The 19,546-nt window shown below is 54.2% G+C and carries 18 protein-coding genes; 15 read left to right on the plus strand and 3 right to left on the minus strand.

Features of this window, described 5'->3' with window-relative positions; all coding sequences use genetic code 11:
* The first annotated feature begins 192 nt into the window (after window positions 1-192).
* From RSX24_RS22040 to RSX24_RS22080, 9 genes are all read left to right on the plus strand, one after another.
* Window positions 193-837, plus strand: coding sequence for an SDR family oxidoreductase (locus RSX24_RS22040; protein ID WP_343261894.1), 645 nt, complete (start codon window positions 193-195; stop codon window positions 835-837).
* A 50-nt stretch (window positions 838-887) separates the two neighbouring features.
* Entirely contained in the window at window positions 888-1,652 is a 765-nt protein-coding gene (locus tag RSX24_RS22045; RefSeq protein ID WP_343261794.1) for a response regulator transcription factor, read from the plus strand.
* Complete coding sequence (locus RSX24_RS22050; protein WP_236413359.1) at window positions 1,649-3,025, plus strand: sensor histidine kinase; 1,377 nt, start codon at window positions 1,649-1,651, stop codon at window positions 3,023-3,025. Before RSX24_RS22045 ends, RSX24_RS22050 begins: the two co-directional genes overlap by 4 nt.
* Window positions 3,026-3,079: 54 nt before the next feature.
* Window positions 3,080-3,943 carry a PepSY domain-containing protein gene (locus RSX24_RS22055; RefSeq protein ID WP_343261795.1) on the plus strand — a complete coding sequence of 288 codons (864 nt, stop codon included), beginning with the start codon at window positions 3,080-3,082 and terminating at the stop codon, window positions 3,941-3,943.
* A 124-nt stretch (window positions 3,944-4,067) separates the two neighbouring features.
* Window positions 4,068-4,679, plus strand: coding sequence for a PepSY domain-containing protein (locus RSX24_RS22060; RefSeq protein ID WP_236413357.1), 612 nt, complete (start codon window positions 4,068-4,070; stop codon window positions 4,677-4,679).
* A gap of 236 nt (window positions 4,680-4,915) precedes the next feature.
* Window positions 4,916-5,701, plus strand: a complete 786-nt coding sequence (locus RSX24_RS22065) for an ABC transporter ATP-binding protein (protein WP_236413356.1) — start codon at window positions 4,916-4,918, stop codon at window positions 5,699-5,701.
* A complete protein-coding gene (locus tag RSX24_RS22070) occupies window positions 5,702-7,384 on the plus strand; it encodes a hypothetical protein (protein WP_236413355.1) in 1,683 nt (560 codons plus the stop codon).
* 208 nt (window positions 7,385-7,592) lie between these two features.
* On the plus strand, window positions 7,593-8,108 hold the full coding sequence (locus RSX24_RS22075; RefSeq protein WP_236413354.1) for a DUF2179 domain-containing protein: 516 nt from the start codon (window positions 7,593-7,595) through the stop codon (window positions 8,106-8,108).
* 446 nt (window positions 8,109-8,554) lie between these two features.
* Window positions 8,555-9,985, plus strand: coding sequence for a pectate lyase family protein (locus tag RSX24_RS22080; RefSeq protein WP_343261796.1), 1,431 nt, complete (start codon window positions 8,555-8,557; stop codon window positions 9,983-9,985).
* A gap of 265 nt (window positions 9,986-10,250) precedes the next feature.
* Here the strand turns inward: RSX24_RS22080 and RSX24_RS22085 are convergent, their stop codons facing one another.
* From RSX24_RS22085 to RSX24_RS22095, 3 genes are all read right to left on the minus strand, one after another.
* Window positions 10,251-11,279 carry a substrate-binding domain-containing protein gene (locus tag RSX24_RS22085; RefSeq protein WP_438286870.1) on the minus strand — a complete coding sequence of 343 codons (1,029 nt, stop codon included), beginning with the start codon at window positions 11,277-11,279 and terminating at the stop codon, window positions 10,251-10,253.
* A 187-nt stretch (window positions 11,280-11,466) separates the two neighbouring features.
* Window positions 11,467-12,651 (minus strand): glycoside hydrolase family 130 protein, encoded by a 1,185-nt coding sequence (locus tag RSX24_RS22090; RefSeq protein WP_236413350.1) that lies wholly within the window; start codon window positions 12,649-12,651, stop codon window positions 11,467-11,469.
* Between the two features lie 2 nt (window positions 12,652-12,653).
* Window positions 12,654-13,835, minus strand: coding sequence for an AGE family epimerase/isomerase (locus RSX24_RS22095; protein ID WP_343261797.1), 1,182 nt, complete (start codon window positions 13,833-13,835; stop codon window positions 12,654-12,656).
* Between the two features lie 239 nt (window positions 13,836-14,074).
* Here RSX24_RS22095 and RSX24_RS22100 point away from each other — a divergent pair, with 239 nt between their 5' ends.
* The 6 genes from RSX24_RS22100 (at window position 14,075) to RSX24_RS22125 (ending at window position 19,439) form a co-directional block, all read left to right on the plus strand.
* Window positions 14,075-15,385 (plus strand): ABC transporter substrate-binding protein, encoded by a 1,311-nt coding sequence (locus tag RSX24_RS22100; RefSeq protein WP_236413348.1) that lies wholly within the window; start codon window positions 14,075-14,077, stop codon window positions 15,383-15,385.
* Window positions 15,386-15,426: 41 nt separating this feature from the next.
* Complete coding sequence (locus RSX24_RS22105; protein ID WP_236413347.1) at window positions 15,427-15,600, plus strand: hypothetical protein; 174 nt, start codon at window positions 15,427-15,429, stop codon at window positions 15,598-15,600.
* On the plus strand, window positions 15,597-16,484 hold the full coding sequence (locus RSX24_RS22110; protein ID WP_339275177.1) for a carbohydrate ABC transporter permease: 888 nt from the start codon (window positions 15,597-15,599) through the stop codon (window positions 16,482-16,484). Before RSX24_RS22105 ends, RSX24_RS22110 begins: the two co-directional genes overlap by 4 nt.
* 2 nt (window positions 16,485-16,486) lie before the next feature.
* On the plus strand, window positions 16,487-17,320 hold the full coding sequence (locus RSX24_RS22115; protein WP_339275176.1) for a carbohydrate ABC transporter permease: 834 nt from the start codon (window positions 16,487-16,489) through the stop codon (window positions 17,318-17,320).
* A gap of 41 nt (window positions 17,321-17,361) precedes the next feature.
* A complete protein-coding gene (locus RSX24_RS22120) occupies window positions 17,362-18,399 on the plus strand; it encodes a glycoside hydrolase family 130 protein (RefSeq protein WP_343261798.1) in 1,038 nt (345 codons plus the stop codon).
* An 80-nt stretch (window positions 18,400-18,479) separates the two neighbouring features.
* Complete coding sequence (locus RSX24_RS22125; protein ID WP_343261895.1) at window positions 18,480-19,439, plus strand: acetylxylan esterase; 960 nt, start codon at window positions 18,480-18,482, stop codon at window positions 19,437-19,439.
* Window positions 19,440-19,546 lie beyond the last annotated feature (107 nt).

The following is a 19,546-nucleotide window of genomic DNA, read 5'->3' on the forward strand; positions in this document are numbered from 1 at the left end:
CGTCTTTAGGCGCAGTTTGGCAACAAGGGGTTATACCCCAAGAGCAAACCACCCGTTGGACGGGTGGTCCTGATTTTATTATTTCGTCGTTGGTTCAAGTAGAAAGTGGGCGCTGTTCAGCGGTTATAAAAGCCACGGTTGGTTATGGTATATTAAGGCGTATATCGCCATAACCGGAAGGAGCGTATTATGATGAACATATTGGTTATCGGAGCAAACGGACAGATCGGAAAACTGCTGGTAGAACTGCTGGCCAAAGAAGCAGCACACCGGGTTACCGCCATGGTTCGAAAAGCTGAACAAGCGGAATCGTTGAAACAGCTTGGCGCCCATGTCGTCATTGGCGATTTGGAGGGGAGCGTGGAAGAGCTTGCTGAAGCGATGAAGGATCACGATGCAGTCGTATTTACGGCAGGTTCTGGCGGTTCCACGGGAGCGGACAAAACGCTGCTGATCGACCTGGACGGAGCGGTGAAAACAATGGAAGCGGCGAAAGAACGCGGAATCAAACGATATATTATGGTCAGCGCATTTGGCGCGGATCAGCGGGAAAAATGGTCCCAGGCCATCAAGCCCTATTATGTGGCAAAGCACTATGCGGATCGGGCGTTGTTGGACAGTGAACTAAACTACACGATCATTCGCCCGGGCGGATTAAAGAATGAGCCGGGCACCGGCAAAGTGGCCGTTGGCACGGACTTGAAGCCGGGAAGCATCCCGCGCGAGGATGTTGCCCGCGTTATCGCGGCATCTTTGCAGGAAGAGAAGACGTATCGCAAGGCATTCGATCTTGTGGCCGGAAACGATGCCATTGAGGATGCATTGGGCAAGCTGTAGCACGCATATCGGATATGGGAGCTGGAAAGTGGATTAAGGGGGAAAGCTGCATGGATGAAGCCGTGCTGGTCATTGAAGACGAGCCGAAAATTGCGCGCCTGCTGGAAATTGAGCTGCAATATGAGGGATACCGCGTAGGAAAGGCTGGCAGCGGAACGGAAGGGTTGGAGAAATATGCAGGCGGTCAGTGGGATTTGATTCTGCTGGACATTATGCTGCCTGGTTTGAGCGGCATCGAGGTTTTGCGGCGCATCCGGGCAAAGGATGCATCGATTCCAATCTTGCTGCTGACCGCCAAGGATTCGGTGGAAGACAAGGTTTCGGGCCTTGACCTGGGGGCCAACGATTATATTACGAAGCCGTTCCGCATTGAGGAATTGCTTGCGAGAGTACGTGCAGCATTGAGGTTAAGCGCCGCGGCGGCATCGGCGGCGGTTTCTTCGATGGGCGGACCAAATGAGGCTGGAAACGGCGGTCAGGTGTCAGATGCCGGAATGGCGGAGCCGGAGAGCGGATGGTTATCTGCGGCAGACCTGAAGCTGAACGAAGGAACCCGTGAAGTGCTGCGTAACGGCAAGCCGATCGAATTGACGCCGCGGGAGTTCGACCTGCTCGTATATTTGCTGCGCAACCAGCGCCAGGTGCTGACGCGCGACCAGATCGTACAGTCCGTTTGGGGGTTTGACTATTACGGCGATACCAACGTGGTGGACGTCTATATCCGCTATGTGCGCAAAAAGGTGGATAACGGCTTCGCGCAGCCTTTGATCCATACCGTGCGTGGCGTGGGTTACGTGCTCAAGGAAACGATATGAGCCTGCGCAGCAAAATATACGGGTACTCTTCCGTCCTGTTCGCCGTGCTGCTAATCGCCGCGAATTTGTCGATCTATTATGTGTTTGAATGGATGTCCATGGATAATGAAATCAAACGAATCGAGGCCGAGGCCGAATCGATTGTGTCCGGGGTTCGCCAGTCGGCGGATGCGATTCCGCCGGACGATCTGCTTCGGGCTTATGCGCCGCTGAACGGCATGCTGCGAATCGTGAACGAGGACGGCACCAGTTCTCCACCGGTTACGACGTTTAACGAGGAGGAGCTGAGCAAGCAGCCCTACAAATACGAAAGCGCCAAAAAATCCGAATATATCCGTGTCGACCAGACCGGTTACGTGTGGGTGTCCGTGCCCTTGATTTGGCCGGACGGCAAAGTGGTCAACGTGCAGGTTACCGAGAGCATTGCGGATACGGAGAGTCGCCTTGCAGTGCTGCGCACGGTACTGATCGTCGTCACGGTTGTGGCGTTGATCCCGGCCATCGCAGCCAGCCGGATTCTGGCCAACCGAATGACCCGGCCGATTCAACAGATGACGAACACCATGAGCGACATTCAGTCGAGCGGCCAGTTTAAACGCCTGGTGCTGGGCGCGGGTTCAAAGGATGAACTGAACACGATGGGCCAGACGTTCAACCGGATGATGGATTTGCTGGAATCGAACTTTGAACGGCAGGAACGGTTCGTTTCCGATGCATCGCATGAGTTGAAGACCCCGCTTACCATTATCGAAAGCTACGCCAGCCTGCTGCAGCGGAGAGGCAAAGAGCAGCCGGAGGTGTTCGAGGAAGCGGTAGATGCGATCCTGTCGGAAGCGGTCCGCATGCGGGAAATGACCGAACAACTGCTGCAGCTGGCCAAGCAGCCCGAACAGTGGAATGTGCGGCTGGACAAGGTGAATGTTTCCCGACTGGTGCAGGAATCGGCCATGGCTTTTCGGGAGGCATACCATCGTAAAGTGACATGCGAAGCTCCAGACAACGTCTGGGCAGTTACGGATGAAAGCAAGCTGAAACAGCTTTTGTTCATCCTGTTGGATAATGCCCGCAAATATAGCGAGGATGACATTGCTGTCCGGCTCGAAGCAAGCAAAAGGGATTGCGTGATCCGAATCGTGGACCGGGGGATCGGCATCCGCGAAGAAGAATTGGACAAGGTATTTGACCGCTTCTATCGCGTCGAACAGTCCAGAACCCGCAGCGAAGGCATTAGCGGATCAGGGCTGGGCCTTTCGCTGGCGAAAGATATCGCCGAGGCGGTAGGTGCACGAATCGAGCTTGCAAGCCGTGTCGGCCGAGGCACTGAGGCGTCCATCGTTTTGCCGGCTGCAGCTCGGGAGGTCCCGTTCTCATGAATTTCTCATTCTTCCCTTTTATAATACCCATAGAGCACGGAAGGAGGACATGGAATGGAGGACGGGCATAACGGCTATAACAGCCACAACAGCCATAACGATCATAATAGCCATAACGGTTATCTATCACCCCGGATGAAGAAGCAAGATCAGATCCCGCAGGTTGGCGGACGTAAGGGCACTGTCGGGCTGCGTGCTCTAGGCTGGATCGTGGGGAGCCTCGTTGTGGCGGCAGTTGTTGTATGGACGGCTGTGTGGTGGCGACCTTGGGAATCCGGACGGGCAACGTTGACCGCCGAGGCAGCTGCGCAATCGGTACTGAAGCAGTACCCCGGGGAAATCGTCAGCTCCACGCTGAAAGACCGTACCTATATGATACAGCTTCGCTCCGAAACGGGACTGTATGACATTCAGCTGGATGCGGTAACGGGAACCGTGCAAGCCATCAAACGATTGGAAGCCGGCGAGCGATCGGAGGAGAAACCTCTGTTAAGCCGGGAGCAGGTCAAAACGGAGCTATCGAATCAGACCGTGGGACAATTGGAATCGCTGGAACTGATCGAGAAGGATGGCAGCCCCGTATACACGGCCGTGGTCCAAGCGGCAGACAACAGTCGTGCGGAATTGACGATCGACCCTTATGAAGGGAAGGTGCTGTCCTCGAAAAAACTGCAGCCGTCCGATCGGAAGTCGGATGGGGAGAGTGCGGCTCACATTTTGACCGAAAAGGAAGCCGAACGCAAAGCTTTGGCAAGGGTGCCTGGGGAGGTCGATGACATCGAACTGCGCAGCACCGACGACGGCATTGCTTATTACTTGGTAGACATCGATCTGGAAGACGGCCGTGAAGCTACGGTGCAGGTCAACGCCATCTCCGGCGACATCCGCTCGGTTACGTGGGATAAGGAAGACGATTGAGCGGGGCGCGAACCGGTTTGTCGTTTTCTCATCAAATTCTAATCTTGTTCTCCATGCTCTCTCATCCTTAAGGGTTAAGCTGTATTTGTAGACGAGATCAGAACATGACATGAGGAGATGATGGATGATGATGAACAAACGTAAACTTTGGATTGGCACGATATCGGCGGCAGTATTGTTGAGCGGAACGGCCGTAGCGGCGGCAAGCAGCGGCATCGGTGGACAATCCGCGCAGCAGGCGTCGAAGCCGACTTCGCAAGTGACGACTCAAACGGGCACGGAAACGCTGTTGACGGCAGCGCAGGCCAAAGCAGCAGCCTTGAAGGCGGTTGAAGGGAAAGTGGACGATGTGGACTTGGAGCGCAGAAACGGCCAAACGTTCTATGAGGTCGAAATCGACCGGAAAGGCAACGATGCGGTTGTGCGTTTGGATGCATACACCGGGAAAATTGTTGCCGTGCTTAATGACGACGATGACGACAATGACGACGATTACACAACAGGCACGGTTGCTGCGGGTTCCAAAGAAGTAAAGCTGACGGCAGCCCAAGCATCGAGCATCGCGTTGAAACAAGTGGGCGGCGGCAAAGTGACCAAAGTGGAGCTGGACCATGACGACGGCCGCTATGTGTACGAAGTCGAGCTGAGAACGGATCAGGGCGAGGCAGACGTCGATGTCGACGCCGACACGGGCAAAGTGTTGAAGTTCGATCAGGACTTTGATGATGAGGATTAAATCCAACGATATAATTTTATCTATAAAAAGGCATTGCTGTGCCTGAACAGAGGAGGCGCTTCCGGGGAAGCGTCTTTTTGCTGTTCTACCGGCGCTGCAAAGCATGGATGGGGCACATTGTCGATCGTAGAAACTGCGGAGGAAAACGAATTGCGAACAATGTATCATTTTTTGAACACTTAAATGTGGTAAAATAGTGGGATTGCAGATAACAAATGGAAGGGAAGGAATACCGAATGAATAAACAACAAGTGCTTTCCATGGAAGGATTGCGCATGAGATATGGCGGGCGTTACGTGTTGAATGGCATTGATCTTGAGGTAAATCGGGGAGAAATGATCGGGTATATCGGTCCCAACGGCGCGGGAAAAAGCACCACCGTCAAAATCATGCTTGGTTTGGTTCAGGGGTTTTCGGGCAAGGTCCGCATCTTTGGCCAAGATATAGAGGATGGCAGCGTGGAATACAAACGCAGAATCGGTTACGTGCCGGAAGTGGCCGATCTGTATGAGCAATTGACACCAGCGGAATATTTGACGTTTACCGGCGAGCTGTACGGCATTCCGTACGAGGAGGCCGACTATAAGGCGAAGCGGCTGATGGACTGTTTTGGACTGGAGAAATCCTATCATTCGCGCATCTCATCCTTCTCCAAAGGCATGCGGCAAAAGGTGCTGTTAATCTCGGCGCTGCTGCATGATCCGGATCTGCTGTTTCTGGATGAACCGCTCAGCGGGCTGGATGCCAACAGCGTCATGGTATTCAAGGAGATTATGGCTCAGCTCTCGGCCAAGGGTACGACGATCTTCTACTCCTCGCACATTATGGATGTGGTAGAGAAGATCAGCAGCCGTATCGTGCTCATTCAGGAAGGCCGCGTCATGGCGGACGGCACGTTCAGAGAGCTGCAGCAGCAGTCCAAGGAGGGCAGTCTGGAGGAAGTATTCAACCAGCTGACGGGTTTCAATGAACATAAGACGATTGCGGAGCGTTTCGTGTCCATTGTACAGGAGGTGGGCTGAATGGTGGAGAGACCGGACTTTCGCTCGCTGCAGATCTTGGACCGATTTCGCGGCCTGGTCGAACGCACGGGAGCCGATTACGACATGCTGCGTCTGATTTTGCAGGTGAAGTTCCAGATGGATGGACGCAGGGTGCCGACCATTTTGTCGGGGTCCAGGGCAGCCAAGGAAAACAAGGACGGCAATATGTACATTCGTTCCCTGTGGTTCTATGCGTTGATGGGCATCATTATGGTGCCTTTCATGATCTGGGATATGGGCCCCTACATCCTGTCCATGAGCATCGTGACGGCGATGCTGATGTTCATCATCATGACGTCGATGGTTTCCGATTTTTCCGCGGTGCTGCTGGATATCCGGGATCGCAACATCATTTTGACCAAACCGGTAAACGCCCGAACCGTGGGCTTGGCAAGAGCCATCCATGCAGGCGTGTATTTGCTGCTGCTGACCGGTTCCTTGACGGCCGCTCCGCTCGTTGCTGCGTTTGTCAAACATGGCATCATCTTTTTTGTCATCTTTCTGGTTGAGCTCATTCTGATGGTATCGCTTGTGCTCGTAAGCACATCCCTGGTCTATTTGTTCATGATGCGATTCCTGGACGGGGAAAGGCTCAGGGACATGATTAACACGGTTCAAATCGCATTGTCCATCAGCATCGCGGTAGGATATCAGCTCGTCATTCGCTCGTTCTCCATCATCGACACAGACATGGTGTATACCCCAGACTGGTGGCAGATGTTTCTCCCTCCGGTGTGGTATGCGTCTGCGTTTGAATGGTTGTTAGGCGGTGGCGGGAATGCTTGGATTTACGTCTTCACCGCGCTGGGCGTTCTTGTCCCGATGATCGGCATGTTTGCATACGTGAAGCTTATGCCGTCCTTTGAGCTTTATCTGGAGAAAATGGCCCATTCCGGGCAAACGTCGAAGCGCAAGCGTGGCCGTTGGGATCGGCGCATCGCGCAATTGTTGTGCCGCTCTAGGGAAGAACAGGCTTGCTTCCGCTTGTCAGCGAACATGATGCGGAACGAACGGGAATTCAAGCTCAAAGTATATCCTTCCATCGGCTTATCCTTTGTGCTGCCTTACGTGTTCTGGCTCACCTATTTGCAGTCGGAGTCGTGGGGCGAGCTAAGGCAAAGTTCGATGTTCTATACGATGTATATCATGTTGTTTCTAATTATGTCCGTCGTGCTCATGCTCAAATTTTCGGGGAACTACAAGGCATTCTGGAGCTTCCGTGCCGCCCCGCTGGCGCATGACGGGGTATTGTACAGCGCGGCGCTGAAGGCGTTCGCCACTAACATGTTCCTGCCCATGTATCTGCTTAACGCCGTCGTGTTCGGCTGGACGTTCGGGTGGAGAATCGTCCCTGATCTCATAGTCATCCTGCTCACCGCGTTGGCGCTGATTCCGCCGTCCGGCAAGCTGCTGCTGAAGCAGCCTCCATTCTCCCAGTCCTTCAGCATGGCGCAGCAAAGTGATGGATGGATCATTCTCGCGTATTTGCCTGTCATTGGCCTGCTGTGGGGACTGCACGCATGGGTGCGTACTTTGCCTGCAGGCATTTGGATCTATCTCGCCATATTGCTTGTAGCCAATGTTGTGCTGTGGACGGTGCTTTATCGGCCAAGCTCCGGGATGGCTTCCGGACGGCAGCTTGAACCTCCCTCCTGGCGCTGAACGTCTATAATCCGCCGCGCGCATCGCGGCACTTTCATGCCTTCCGGGCAGATTTCGTCCATCCCGTTTAAAATTCGTGCTTTACGTCCAATGATGAAGATAAGGTGCGTCGAACGAAGATGCAGGCGAGAGAACGAATCGGAGTTGGAGCGAGGTTGTATTTTCTCGCATGCTGCCCGCCAGGTTCGGAAAAGAGAGGGATGTGCGATTGTTTAAAATATTGTTGTTCATTTTCGCGATACAGATCGTGTACGTGTCGGCATATACGCTGCGGATGATCCTGACGCTGAAAGGTCAAAAGTACATCGCAGCTCTGATCAGCATGGGCGAAATCGTCATTTACGTGTTGGGGCTCAATCTCGTGCTCAGTTATTTGAAGCAGCCTGCGGCGTTGATCGTCTATGCGGTGGGGTATGGACTTGGCGTGCTCTTGGGGGCATGGATCGAGGAGAAGATTGCATTAGGCTACGTCACGGTGAAGGTGATCTGCAACCAGATGGACGGAAGCCTGGCGAATGCGTTAAGAGATAAGGGATACGGAGTAACCTCATGGGTTGGCAGCGGCAGGGACGGGGACCGGCTGGTGATGGAGATTTTGGCTAAACGCAAAAACCAGAAGCTGCTCTACCAGACCATTTTGGCACTCGATCCGAAGGCGTTTGTCATCACGGTGGAACCGAAACAGTTCCATGGCGGATTCTGGACGCGTTCCATTAAGCGGTAAAGCTCAACAATCAACGAACCACGAATCCGAGGTGTCTTATTTGGCGGAAATCTGACGATTCCAGGGGGAGATGCGAAGCGTACTCGCGCTATGTTCATAAGAATGGCGCATGTATGCTTTGCTTCGCCCTCATTCGCGTGACTAAGCGCGTGAATTCTGGAAAGGTTGGAATTGGAAGATGGCGGTTGAATGAGGTGGAAATTAGGATGGAGGTTTACCTTGTTGATGCTGAAGGCATTTCAGACTGGATCAAGGCAGGGTTAAACATGAAGGATGGGAGGTTGCTTTAGGTGGATCACAGCCGCTTTTCCGCCTCAAAAACATGAATGTGATCCAGGGATTATTGTCGTAACCGGTTTCCCGAATTACATTGGGAGCATGTCCGTGCGGTCCGGAAAGGGCTGGCGAACGAACACATTCCATTATGAATCGGGAGGCATCGTTCTATGAGAAACAAGATTCGTACGTTGTGCAGCGGGGCCCTGGCGCTTGCATTGGGTTTCACGCTTCTGGGTGCAGGCGGGTCGGATGTGAAGGCGGCGGGAAACGCCGACTATAATCTGACGGGCTTCTCCCAAGGCAATGCAGGCGGAGGCATCGTGAGCGAATCGGATACCGCCAAATACCGGAAGGTGTATACGGCGACCGATCTGCAGGCAGCGCTCAAGAAAGGGTCTGGCGTCAAGGTGGTCGAGATCATGAACGATCTCCATCTGGGTTGGAACGAAATTCCGAGCGCAGCGCAGACATCCCCGTTTGCCAAACATAACGATGCGCTGACCCATCCCGTGTTGAAGCAGACCGGCGTCAGCAAGGTGACGATCGACGGCTTTAACGGTCTGACTATTTTTTCGGCCAACGGGTCCAAGATCAAACATGCAGCATTCTCGATCAAACGCAGCTCCAATGTGGTCATTCGCAATCTGGAATTCGATGAATTATGGGAGTGGGACGAGTCGACCAAGGGCGATTACGACAAAAACGACTGGGATTACATTACGCTGGAAGAAAGCAGCGGCGTCTGGATCGATCACTGTACATTCAACAAAGCGTATGACGGTCTCGTGGATTCCAAAAAAGGAACGAGCGGCGTGACCATTTCCTGGTCTCTGTTCAAAGGCGACGACGGCAGCTCGAATAGCTGGGTTACGCAGCAGATCAACGAGCTCGAGGCAAACAAATCCGCCTACCCGATGTACAACTATCTTCGCAGCAGTGCCGTGGGCCTGAGCAAAGCGGACATTATCGCCGTCGCTTCCTCGCAGAAAAAAGGGCATCTTGTGGGTTCGACCAGCCTTGAGGCGGCCAACGCAAATCTGTCCATGACGCTGCACCATAACCTGTACAAAGACATCCAGGACCGCATGCCGCGCCTGCGCGGCGGCAATGTGCACGCGTACAACATCATTATGGATGCAAGCGGAGCGCGTGCGGCCAAGGGCAAAATTACGTCAGCTATGGCCTCGGCCATTTCGTCCAAAGGGTATAAGTTCGACGTCACCAGCAATGGAGCGATTTCGACGGAAAGCGGTGCCGTGCTGGTGGAAAAATCAGTCATCAAGGACGTGGTATACCCGGTCCGCAACAATCAGACCGATCCGTCCGATGCAGCGTATACGGGCAAAATTCGGGTTGCCGACACGATCTATTCGCTGGACGGAAGTTCGTTCCGGGGCGACAGCGATGCCACGGGCAGCCCGCTTGGCCCTGTCCCCGCAGCTATTAAGGCGTTTTCGTGGAACGGCTTCTCGTCTCTGCCTTACAGCTATTCGGTGGACGATCCATCCACGCTGAACGCGCGGCTTTCCGGTTCGAACGGAGCCGGTGCCGGCAAGCTTTCGTGGTCTAAGGAGAATTGGTTGAAGGTCGCCTACTAAACGGCAAAAGAGCCTGGCGAGAACGGTTTGCCAGACATGGCTGAGAAACGGTGAAGTTGAACGGCACTTTGCTTTGCCAAGTCAACGCCAAACACCCCGGGAACGTTCGCGTTCGCGGGGTGTTTGTATTCGGTTGAACCGACGTGCAAGGCTGTGCCTGCGCTCAAACCCATTCGGGGCTTGAACGATCGAGCAAACTGCGTAGGCTGACGCTTTGGGCAGCCGCGATTGAGGCATCCCGAGGAACGGGTGGGCGGTACAGTTCTTATAGCGGATGCTCCGCATTAGCGGGCGGCGTGCTGACGGAATCGCGGTAGATAATGTTCCCCTTGACCTGCACGCGTCCGAAGCTGCGGTTAGGCTGCTCGATTTTTTTCAAAATGGATTGTACGGCGGTTCGCGCCATATGTTCGACATCCACTTCCACTGTGGTGAGCTTTGGATCGGACAGCATAGCGTAAATGTCGTTATCGAAGCCGACCACGGAACATTGATCCGGTACCCGAACCCCCATGGAGGTCAGCTTCTGCACCAGCAGGTGCGCTACCTGATCGCAGTTGCAGACAAAAGCGGTAGGCAATTCCTCGGGTAGTTCGATCTCGACAAAGGTTCCCCTTTCGTCCCGATCGTTGAGCACCAGTTCCTGGTTTAGCGGAAGCCGGTGCTCCAGCAAGGATTTGTAATAGCCGAGGAAGCGGTCCTGAATGCTGCTGGTCGAATACAGATTGCCGACATAGGCGATTTGGCGATGGCCCTGCTGAACGAGGTAGTTGGTCAGCTCGTATGCGGCATAGAAATTGTCCGTGACCACCGAGTCGATATCCGCATGTTCGTCGTAAAAATCCAAAAATATTTTCGGCGCTTCCATCGACTGCACCAGCTCGATGTATTCCTTGCTGATCTGACCCAGCACGATGAACCCATCGACCTTGCTCTCGCTGTACAGCCGCGGCAGCGTCAATGCTTTTTCGTCGTGTTCGTTCAAAATATGGAGGATGCCGTAGTAGCCCTGATCCTCCAGATGCTTCGTAATCCGTTGGAAGACACGAACATAGAACGATTGGTCGGGCCCGGTGAAGCGCTCGGGAATAATGACGCCAATGTTGTGTGTCAGGCCTTCCTTCATCGACCTTGCGGCAGCGTTGAAGCGGTAGCCCATTTCCACGGCCAGCGCCTTGATCTTCTCCTTCAACTCGTCGCTGACGCCTTCCTTATCGTTAAGTGCTTTCGAGACGGTCACACTGCTGACCCCGAGCCTGTCGGCGATATCCCGCATGGTGATGTTGTTCTTCAGCTTTGGTCGCCCCCTTCAAGCCGGTATAGGTCCAGTGTGCAGTCCTCCAATTACCGGTTTTCTTCATTTCGTTATGCATAGTAACAATCCATATCAGTATACATCGTTACTCGCGCGGAATAAAGAAATTCGAGGGTAAAGAAGGCCGTTCCTGGCCAGCGGAAGGATCGGTCTCTTCGGATGCGCTTCAGGTTGTTTGGAGCTGCAGCAGTTTTTCGTTCTGCGCGATAAGCTCGCCGCGCTGAATGGCGCAATCCAGGGAGCGATATGGATCGGCTGGCGTATTGAAGGTGTAATCGACCAGCTTATCCAACGTCGTCGTGGCCACATGGCAGCGGGTATCGCTGGATGCGTAATAAATGAATACCTCGTCCTTCTCGTTGACTACGGCGCCGTTGCAGAAGATGACGTTGGATACGTCGCCTACGCGCTCATCGTCATAAGGTGCGATGAAATGCCCGCCGGGTTTGGCGATCACTCGCGCCGGGTCCTCCAGGGCCGTCGCGAACGTGTACAGCACGTAACGCAGGCCTGCGGCCGTATTGCGCACCCCGTGAGCGATATGGATCCAACCGCGGTCGGTTTTGAGCGGAGCGGGCCCTTGACCGTTTTTCACCTCATAAACCGTGTGGTAGCGGCGTTCGTCCATGACGCGTTCTTCGTCGATCTTCGGATTAAGGATGTCATCGCACAATCCGAATGCGATACCGCCGCCGGTGCCTGTAGAGATGAATCCGTCCTGCGGTCGGGTATAGAACGCGTATTTGCCGTCCACGAATTCCGGGTGCAGCACCACGTTGCGCTGCTGCGGCGATTTCGTTTGAATGTTCGGCAGGCGCTCCCATGTGGCGAGATCCCGCGTCCGTACAAGCCCTGCCTGGGCTACGGCGCTGGACGTGTCCGATGCGGGCACGTCAGGGTCCTTGCGCTCCGAACAGTAAATGCCGTAGATCCAGCCGTCTTCATGCTTGACGAGCCGCATGTCGTACTGATTGGTTTCGTCCGCATCAATGTCGTTCCAGACCAGCGGGGCTCCCGTGAAACGGAATCCGTCGATGCCGTTATCGCTCTCGGCAAGCGCAAAGATGGATTTCCGGTCCAATCCTTCGGTTCGTACCACCAAGATATATTTTCCCTCGTGATAGATCGCGCCCGGATTCAAAGTGGCATTGATGCCGAGCCGTTCCATGAAATGCGGATTGGTCTGCTCATTCAGATCGAATCTCCAGTGCAGCGGTACGTGATGGCGCGTAACGACAGGATAGCGGTATCGATCGTATATGCCGTTGTAGAAAGAATCGCATTTCTCATTCGGACGGTTCAGCAGCAGTTCTTGTTGTTCGAGCATGTCATAATATTTCGGGTGTATCATCGTTATCCCATCCTCTCGATTAGTTCGATGCAAAATCGGCTGTTATGGTAAGGGCATTTCCATGGCCCGGCCATTTCGTGAAGGCTTGGCGTGCCGTCCGCGGCGACCGACCAGAACCATTCCCCGCCCGGACGCGAATCGACGATATGCTCCTTCGTGTATTTCCACAATCCGCTTACCTTCTCCAGAAACGAAGTATCCCCAGTGCGCTGATATGCATTGTAGAAACCGACCATCGCTTCGGCCTGAACCCACCAGATTCTCGTGTCGTCCACGCGGCCGTCTTCCCGCTCGTTGGCGAGCGAACCGTCCGGCTGGATCGCTTCGGCGGCAATGTTGTAGGCAATATCCTTCACCATCGAAGAATATTGGGGATGCTGATCCAGTCCAAGCACACGAAGGGTATCGTCGATCAGCCAGCTCGCCTCGATGTCATGTCCGTAGGATTGCAGGTCAATGATGGAATTCCACTGTTTATCAAAAAACACCCCCAGAAATGCGGTGTCCGGGTTGTACACATGTTCATGCAAAATGGCGAGCAAACGCTCCAGTGCAGCCTTCACCCTGGCATCCGGCCAGATGCGGTACAGGGTGGTGTACGCCTCCAGCACATGTATGTGCGTGTTCATCGTATAGTCCGCGATGACCCCGTTTTCGCTTAACATTTCATTGGGCTGTTCGTTCCAGTGACGGTCGAACTGCTCCTTGTAGGCAGGCAGCTCCTTGTTCAGGCCTTTGTCCTCGATCAGGTCGAACAGGGCCCGAGCCAACCCCAGCGCCGAGGTGTCTGCTGTCGCTCGGTAATACTCGCTGAGCGAGTAAACCCCGAATGCTTGCGCATATACATGTTTGCTGGTGTCGAGGGCTTTTCCGTCGGCCTCTACCATCCAGTACAGCCCGCCGTGCTCGGCATCGAGCAGATGATTGACGAGAAATCGGTAGGCGTGCTCCGCATGCTCGCGCCATTTCGCTTCACCCGTCACGCGATATGCGGCCGCAAAGGACCATAGCTGGCGCGCGGTTGCAATCCCGCCTTTGGGGGCATCCTGATTCACGCGCAGGCCGTTGTCGACCCAGCCGTAGTATCCGCCGTGCTTGTCATCCTTAAGGGCGGACCAGAAAGGCAAAATTTTCTCTTCCCAGTGCGCTTTGATTTCGTGTTTGAGTGGTGCTGCCTCGATCATGAATGAGCGCTCCTTCAGATTTGGTATGAACGTATTTTAATTAAAACATAAAATAAAGTAATCGGTAACCTTAGTTTATTATATTATGGGGGAGAAGGTTGGATGTCAATGAGCCGTTATGCATTCCATCGAAAAGAAGCAATGTTTCTCTGTATTGACACGTAAGCGTTACCAATATAGAATTCATTTTGTAACCTAAACGATAACTTAATTTATAACTCGAAAGGGGTCGAAGCTTCATGAAGAAACCAAAAGGTTGGATGCTGCTGCTCACCATGCTGCTCATTACTTCATTGCTTGCAGCATGTTCGTCGGGAGGCGGGACTTCGGCAGGCGAAGAAATCAGCACGGACCCGGCCGACATCAAAGGCGAAATTACGGTATTGACGCAGCGGACGGATATCGTGGACACCGTATTCAAGGAGTACGCCGCAGAATTCAACAAGGAGTATCCGGATGTAAAGGTCAACTTTCAGGCATTGGCCGATTATGAGGGTCAGGTGAAGATTCGCATGAGCACGAAGGATTACGGTGATGTGCTCATGATTCCGACCAGTGTGCCGATTGCGGATATTCCTGATTTCTTCGAGCCGCTTGGCACGTACGACGAGCTGAAGGACAAATACACCGCCATCGAAGAACGCATGGTGGACGGCAAGGTGTACGGCATTCCGACGGTGATTACGTTCTCCGGCATCATTTATAACAAACAGGTCTTCAAGGATGCGGGCATTGCCGAATTGCCGAAGACGCCGGAGCAATTTCAGGCCGCTCTGCAAGTCATCAAAAACAACACCGATGCGATCCCGCTCTATACGAACTATGCATCAGGCTGGGCATTGACCCAATGGGAATCGGATTTGCCTACCGTGGCCGGCAGCATCGATTACGTGAATGTAGAACAGCCGAACACCGATGATAACTTCGTGCCAGGTCAGCCGCATTACGAGCTGTACAAGGTGCTGTATGATGCCGCCAAGAACGGTCTGATCGAGAAAGATCCGACAACAACCGATTGGGAGAGCTCCAAGGCGGATCTGGCGAATGGGAAAATCGCGACGATGGCGCTTGGCTCTTGGGCCATCACGCAGATTCAGGATCTTACCGACAAACCGGACGACATCGGATTTCTGCCGTTCCCGACCAATGCAAGCGAGGTCATCGTGCCGCTCTCCGCGGACTACAACATCGGCATGAACGTGAACAGCGAGAACAAACCGGCCGCCAAGGCATGGATCGACTGGTTCCTGGCCAAATCCAATTATGCCGTCGAGCAGGGCGGCGGCATGAGCGCCGACAAGAGCGCGGAACTGCCTCCGATCCTGAAGCAATACAGCGACGTGAAATTTTCGACGTTGACGCCGGCGAAGGAAGGGCAGGAAGGATTGATCGACAAAATCGACAACGAAGGCGAAATCGGCCTTTGGCAGCCGGACTTCAAGAAACGCATCATCGAAGCCGCCATCGGCAATCGCAGCGAAACCTATGACGACATCATGAAAGACCTGAACGACAAGTGGGTCAAAGCGCGTGCCGAAGTCGCAAAGTAAATCATCCGTCGGCGTTGCGATCCGGTGAGAGAGAAAAGGAGTTGTCTGGGAAACGGGGCCTGCCGGGTTCCGTTTGCCGGGTAGCGTACACCCGGATCGCAAGCCGTTTCAGTCTGGATCAGGAGTCGTGCGGCGGGCGGCATGTTCCCGAACGCCGTTCAATCGACGTTTTTGCAAATAGCGGAGATATCCGCTGGGAGGTGTGGAGAGCATGAAATACTTGAAGGTTTCCGATTGGGGCTATTCGGCTCAACGCAAACTGATTATTATCCTTTTTTCCATCGTGCCGTTGGCACTTTTGTTTACCTTCGCCTACTTGCCCGTGTTCAACATGTTCAAGTACAGCTTCACCGATTGGAACGGATACAGCAAGCGCATGGACTATGTCGGCTTCGAAAATTACGCACGCATCTTCAGTGATCCGGAGTATTTCAAAGTATTCATCGTCAGTGCCTATTATTTCGTGGCTACGTTTGTGCAGATGGGGCTGGCTCTATATTTTGCCACCATTCTGAGCTTCAATTTGCGAGGCAAAAATTTGTTCAAGGGCGTGCTCTTTTTCCCGTACCTGCTGAACGGGGTGGCGATCGGATTCATCTTCCTGTTTTTCTTCAAGCCGGACGGCACGCTGGATACATTGCTGAACGCACTTGGCCTCGGTCAATATACGCAGCTGTGGCTCGGAAATCCGAACATCATCAACGTTTCGCTGGCGAGTGCGTCGGTGTGGAGATATATGGGCTTCAACTTCATTATTTTCCTTGGAGCGATCTCCTCCATTCAAAAAGATGTGTACGAAGCGGCTGATATTGACGGAGCCAATCGCTGGCAGCAGTTCCGGCATATCATCCTGCCGAGCATCGTCAAGATTTTGCAGCTTAATCTGATTTTGGCCATCAGCGGCGCCATTAGCGCGTTCGATATTCCATATATCATGACCGACGGCTCCAACGGAAGCATGACGTTTGTGATCCAGACGGTACATTTGGCCTTCAAATACGGCAAGCTGGGGCTGGCTTCGGCTATGGCGGTCGTGCTGCTGCTGATCGTCATCGTAGTAACGATGATCCAGCGCATCGCCATTAAAGGGGAGGACTGAACATGCAACAAGCCAAATATACGCTCGCGGGCATTTTCAAGTATGCCTCGCTCATCATCGCCGCATTGGTCGCTTTGATCCCGATTGTGGTCGTGCTGTTCGCTTCCTTCAAAACCAACGGAGAATACGCAACGAGCAGCCCGCTGGCCCCGCCGGAGAACTGGCTTAACTTCGCCAATTACACGAAGGCGTTCGTGGACGGCAACATGCTTACAGGTTTCAAAAACACGCTGATCATTCTGGTCATCTCCATCATTGGAGCAACGCTCACCGGTTCCATGATCGCCTACATTCTGGACCGTTTTAACTTTCGGGGCAAAAAGGTGATGCTGACCGCCTTTCTGCTGGCGACGCTCATTCCGAGCGTAACGACGCAAGTCGCCACCTTCCAGATTATCAATGCGCTGGAGCTGTTCAATACGCGCTGGGCGGCCATCGTCATGTATCTGGGCACCGACATTATTGCCGTATATATTTTCCTGCAATTTCTGGGTTCGATCTCCACGGCGCTGGACGAGTCGGCCATGCTGGACGGGGCGTCCTACTTCACCATTTACTGGAGAATCATTTTGCCGCTGCTCAAGCCGGCCATCGTGACCGTCATTATCGTCAAAGGGGTCAACATCTATAACGATTTCTACACGCCGTTCCTGTACATGCCCAAAACCGATTTGCAGGTCATCTCGACCGCTCTCTTCAAGTTCAAGGGCCCTTTCGGCTCCCAATGGGAGGTCATCAGCGCAGGCATCATGATCGCTATCATTCCTACCGTGATTATTTTCCTGCTGCTGCAGAAATACATCTATAACGGCTTCACGCAAGGTTCGGTCAAATAGTCGGATCGATAAATCATTTCACATGAAGGGAGATCAATACGATGACTGTCATCGAAAAGAAAGAAGTTCGCATCGTCGGCGAGGCCTTGTCCAACATGCCGTGGGAGGATAAACCGGAGGGCTTCGAGGGTCCGGTGTGGCGTCATTCCGCCAACCCGGTTATTCCGCGCAATCCGGCCAAGGGAGTAGCCCGCGTCTTCAACAGCGCGGTGGTGCCATACGAGGGCAAATTCATCGGCGTGTTCCGCGCCGAAACGATCAACGGCCGTCCGCACCTGCATCTGGGAAGAAGCGAAGACGGGTTGAGCTGGACGATCGAGGAGGAACGGATCGCCTTCGTGGACGAAAAAGGCGAGCCCTTCATGCCAAACTATGCGTACGACCCGCGGCTGGTGAAGGTTGAGGACGCCTACTACATCATTTGGTGCACCGACTTTTATGGCGCTGCTCTCGGACTGGCCCGGACGGACGATTTCAAGACGTTTGTGCGGCTCGAAAATCCGATGCTGCCGTTCAATCGCAACGGCGTGCTGTTCCCGCGCAAAATCAACGATAACTATGTCATGCTGTCCAGGCCCAGCGATAGCGGGCACACGCCGTTTGGTGACATTTTCCTCAGTGAAAGTCCGGATTTGGTGTATTGGGGCAAACATCGCCATGTGATGAGCAAGGGGGGCCAAGGCTGGTGGCAATCGGTCAAAATCGGGGGCGGTCCTGCTCCGATCGAAACGTCGGAGGGCTGGCTGATGTTCTACCACGGCGTTACCGGCACATGCAACGGCTTCGTGTACAGCATGGGTGCCGTCCTCCTGGATCTGGATGAGCCGTCGAAGGTGAAGTACCGTTCCGCCAACTTTGTGCTGACCCCGGAGCAATGGTATGAGGAGCAGGGTTTTGTGGACAATGTGGTATTCCCGTGCGCCACGCTGCATGATGCGGAGTCCGGCAGGATCGCGATCTATTATGGCGCTGCAGATACGTATGTCGGCGTTGCGTATACAACGGTCGGCGAGATCGTGAACTACGTGATCGAAACCAACGAAGTGATTCCCGGGGATACAGAGGAAGGACGCCTGTAATTTCCCGAACGGATGCGGGGGAGAGATTCTTGCTCCCGTCCAGACGGGCAGGGATGATTGACCATGAAGGGGTGAGCAGCATGGGCGATATGCCTTTGGAACAACTAAAAGCCTACAGCGGAAGCAGTCCGAAGCCGGACGATTTCGAAGTATATTGGGAACGGGCGCTTGCGGAGCTGGAGCGCCAGCCGCTGGACTATGAACTGGTGCCGGCATCATTCCAATCGCCGGTGGCCGAATGTTTCCACCTCTACTTTACGGGGGTGGGAGGTGCAAGGGTACATGCCAAGCTGGCACGTCCGATCCGATCGTCCGCTGACCAAGGGCAAGCGATGGCCATGTTTCACGGATACTCGTGCGACAGCGGCGACTGGTTCGACAAGGTCGCGTATGCGGCCCACGGCATGACGGTGCTGGCGCTGGATTGCCGGGGGCAGGGCGGCCTGTCGGAGGATAACCAGCCCGTGAAGGGGACGACCATTCGCGGGCAGATTATTCGGGGCCTGGACGATCCGGACCCGGATAAGCTGTACTACCGCCAGGTTTTCCTCGATACCGTACAGACGGTGCGCATTCTGATGGCGATGCCTGGCGTGGATGAAGGCCGCGTGGGCGTATACGGATGCTCGCAGGGAGGCGCGCTGGCCGCGGCCTGTGCCGCACTGGAACCGCGCGTGAAGCTGGCGGTGTCCGTCTATCCCTTTCTCTCCGACTACAAGCGCGCCTGGGAGCTGGGGGCATCCACATCAGCCTATGAGGAGCTCGTCTACTATTTCCGCTGGTTCGACCCGAACCATCTGCGGGAGGGAGAGGTGTTTCGCAGGCTGGGGTACATCGACATATCCAATCTGGCCGACCGTATTCGCGCAAAGGTGCTGTTCGTCACGGGGCTGGCCGATCCGGTCTGTCCGCCATCCACCCAGTTTGCGGCATACAACCGCATAGCCGCGGAGAAGGAGCTGCTGGTGTATCCCGAATACGGGCACGAATACTTGCCTGGACTATCCGACCGGACGCTAAAAGCTTTCCTTCAGTTATAGAAGATAACGCATGCCAAACTAAAATGAGAAATGCGGCCTTTGTGGGGCCGCATTTTTTGCGTGGGGCGAATGCCGTCCGTCTGGATGAAAATAAAACACGGCGGCGG

The organism is Paenibacillus hubeiensis (assembly GCF_032334105.1).
GTDB classification, from domain to species: domain Bacteria; phylum Bacillota; class Bacilli; order Paenibacillales; family Paenibacillaceae; genus Paenibacillus; species Paenibacillus hubeiensis.

Bases quoted from the DNA above. Each gene is read 5' to 3' on its own strand.
- RSX24_RS22040 (WP_343261894.1), top strand. From the start codon at position 193: ATGAACATATTGGTTATCGGAGCAAACGGACAGATCGGAAAACTGCTG.
- RSX24_RS22045 (WP_343261794.1), top strand. From the start codon at position 888: ATGGATGAAGCCGTGCTGGTCATTGAAGACGAGCCGAAAATTGCGCGC.
- RSX24_RS22050 (WP_236413359.1), top strand. From the start codon at position 1,649: ATGAGCCTGCGCAGCAAAATATACGGGTACTCTTCCGTCCTGTTCGCC.
- RSX24_RS22055 (WP_343261795.1), top strand. From the start codon at position 3,080: ATGGAGGACGGGCATAACGGCTATAACAGCCACAACAGCCATAACGAT.
- RSX24_RS22060 (WP_236413357.1), top strand. From the start codon at position 4,068: ATGATGATGAACAAACGTAAACTTTGGATTGGCACGATATCGGCGGCA.
- RSX24_RS22065 (WP_236413356.1), top strand. From the start codon at position 4,916: ATGAATAAACAACAAGTGCTTTCCATGGAAGGATTGCGCATGAGATAT.
- RSX24_RS22070 (WP_236413355.1), top strand. From the start codon at position 5,702: ATGGTGGAGAGACCGGACTTTCGCTCGCTGCAGATCTTGGACCGATTT.
- RSX24_RS22080 (WP_343261796.1), top strand. From the start codon at position 8,555: ATGAGAAACAAGATTCGTACGTTGTGCAGCGGGGCCCTGGCGCTTGCA.
- RSX24_RS22090 (WP_236413350.1), bottom strand. From the start codon at position 12,651: ATGATACACCCGAAATATTATGACATGCTCGAACAACAAGAACTGCTG.
- RSX24_RS22095 (WP_343261797.1), bottom strand. From the start codon at position 13,835: ATGATCGAGGCAGCACCACTCAAACACGAAATCAAAGCGCACTGGGAA.
- RSX24_RS22100 (WP_236413348.1), top strand. From the start codon at position 14,075: ATGAAGAAACCAAAAGGTTGGATGCTGCTGCTCACCATGCTGCTCATT.
- RSX24_RS22110 (WP_339275177.1), top strand. From the start codon at position 15,597: ATGAAATACTTGAAGGTTTCCGATTGGGGCTATTCGGCTCAACGCAAA.
- RSX24_RS22115 (WP_339275176.1), top strand. From the start codon at position 16,487: ATGCAACAAGCCAAATATACGCTCGCGGGCATTTTCAAGTATGCCTCG.
- RSX24_RS22120 (WP_343261798.1), top strand. From the start codon at position 17,362: ATGACTGTCATCGAAAAGAAAGAAGTTCGCATCGTCGGCGAGGCCTTG.
- RSX24_RS22125 (WP_343261895.1), top strand. From the start codon at position 18,480: ATGGGCGATATGCCTTTGGAACAACTAAAAGCCTACAGCGGAAGCAGT.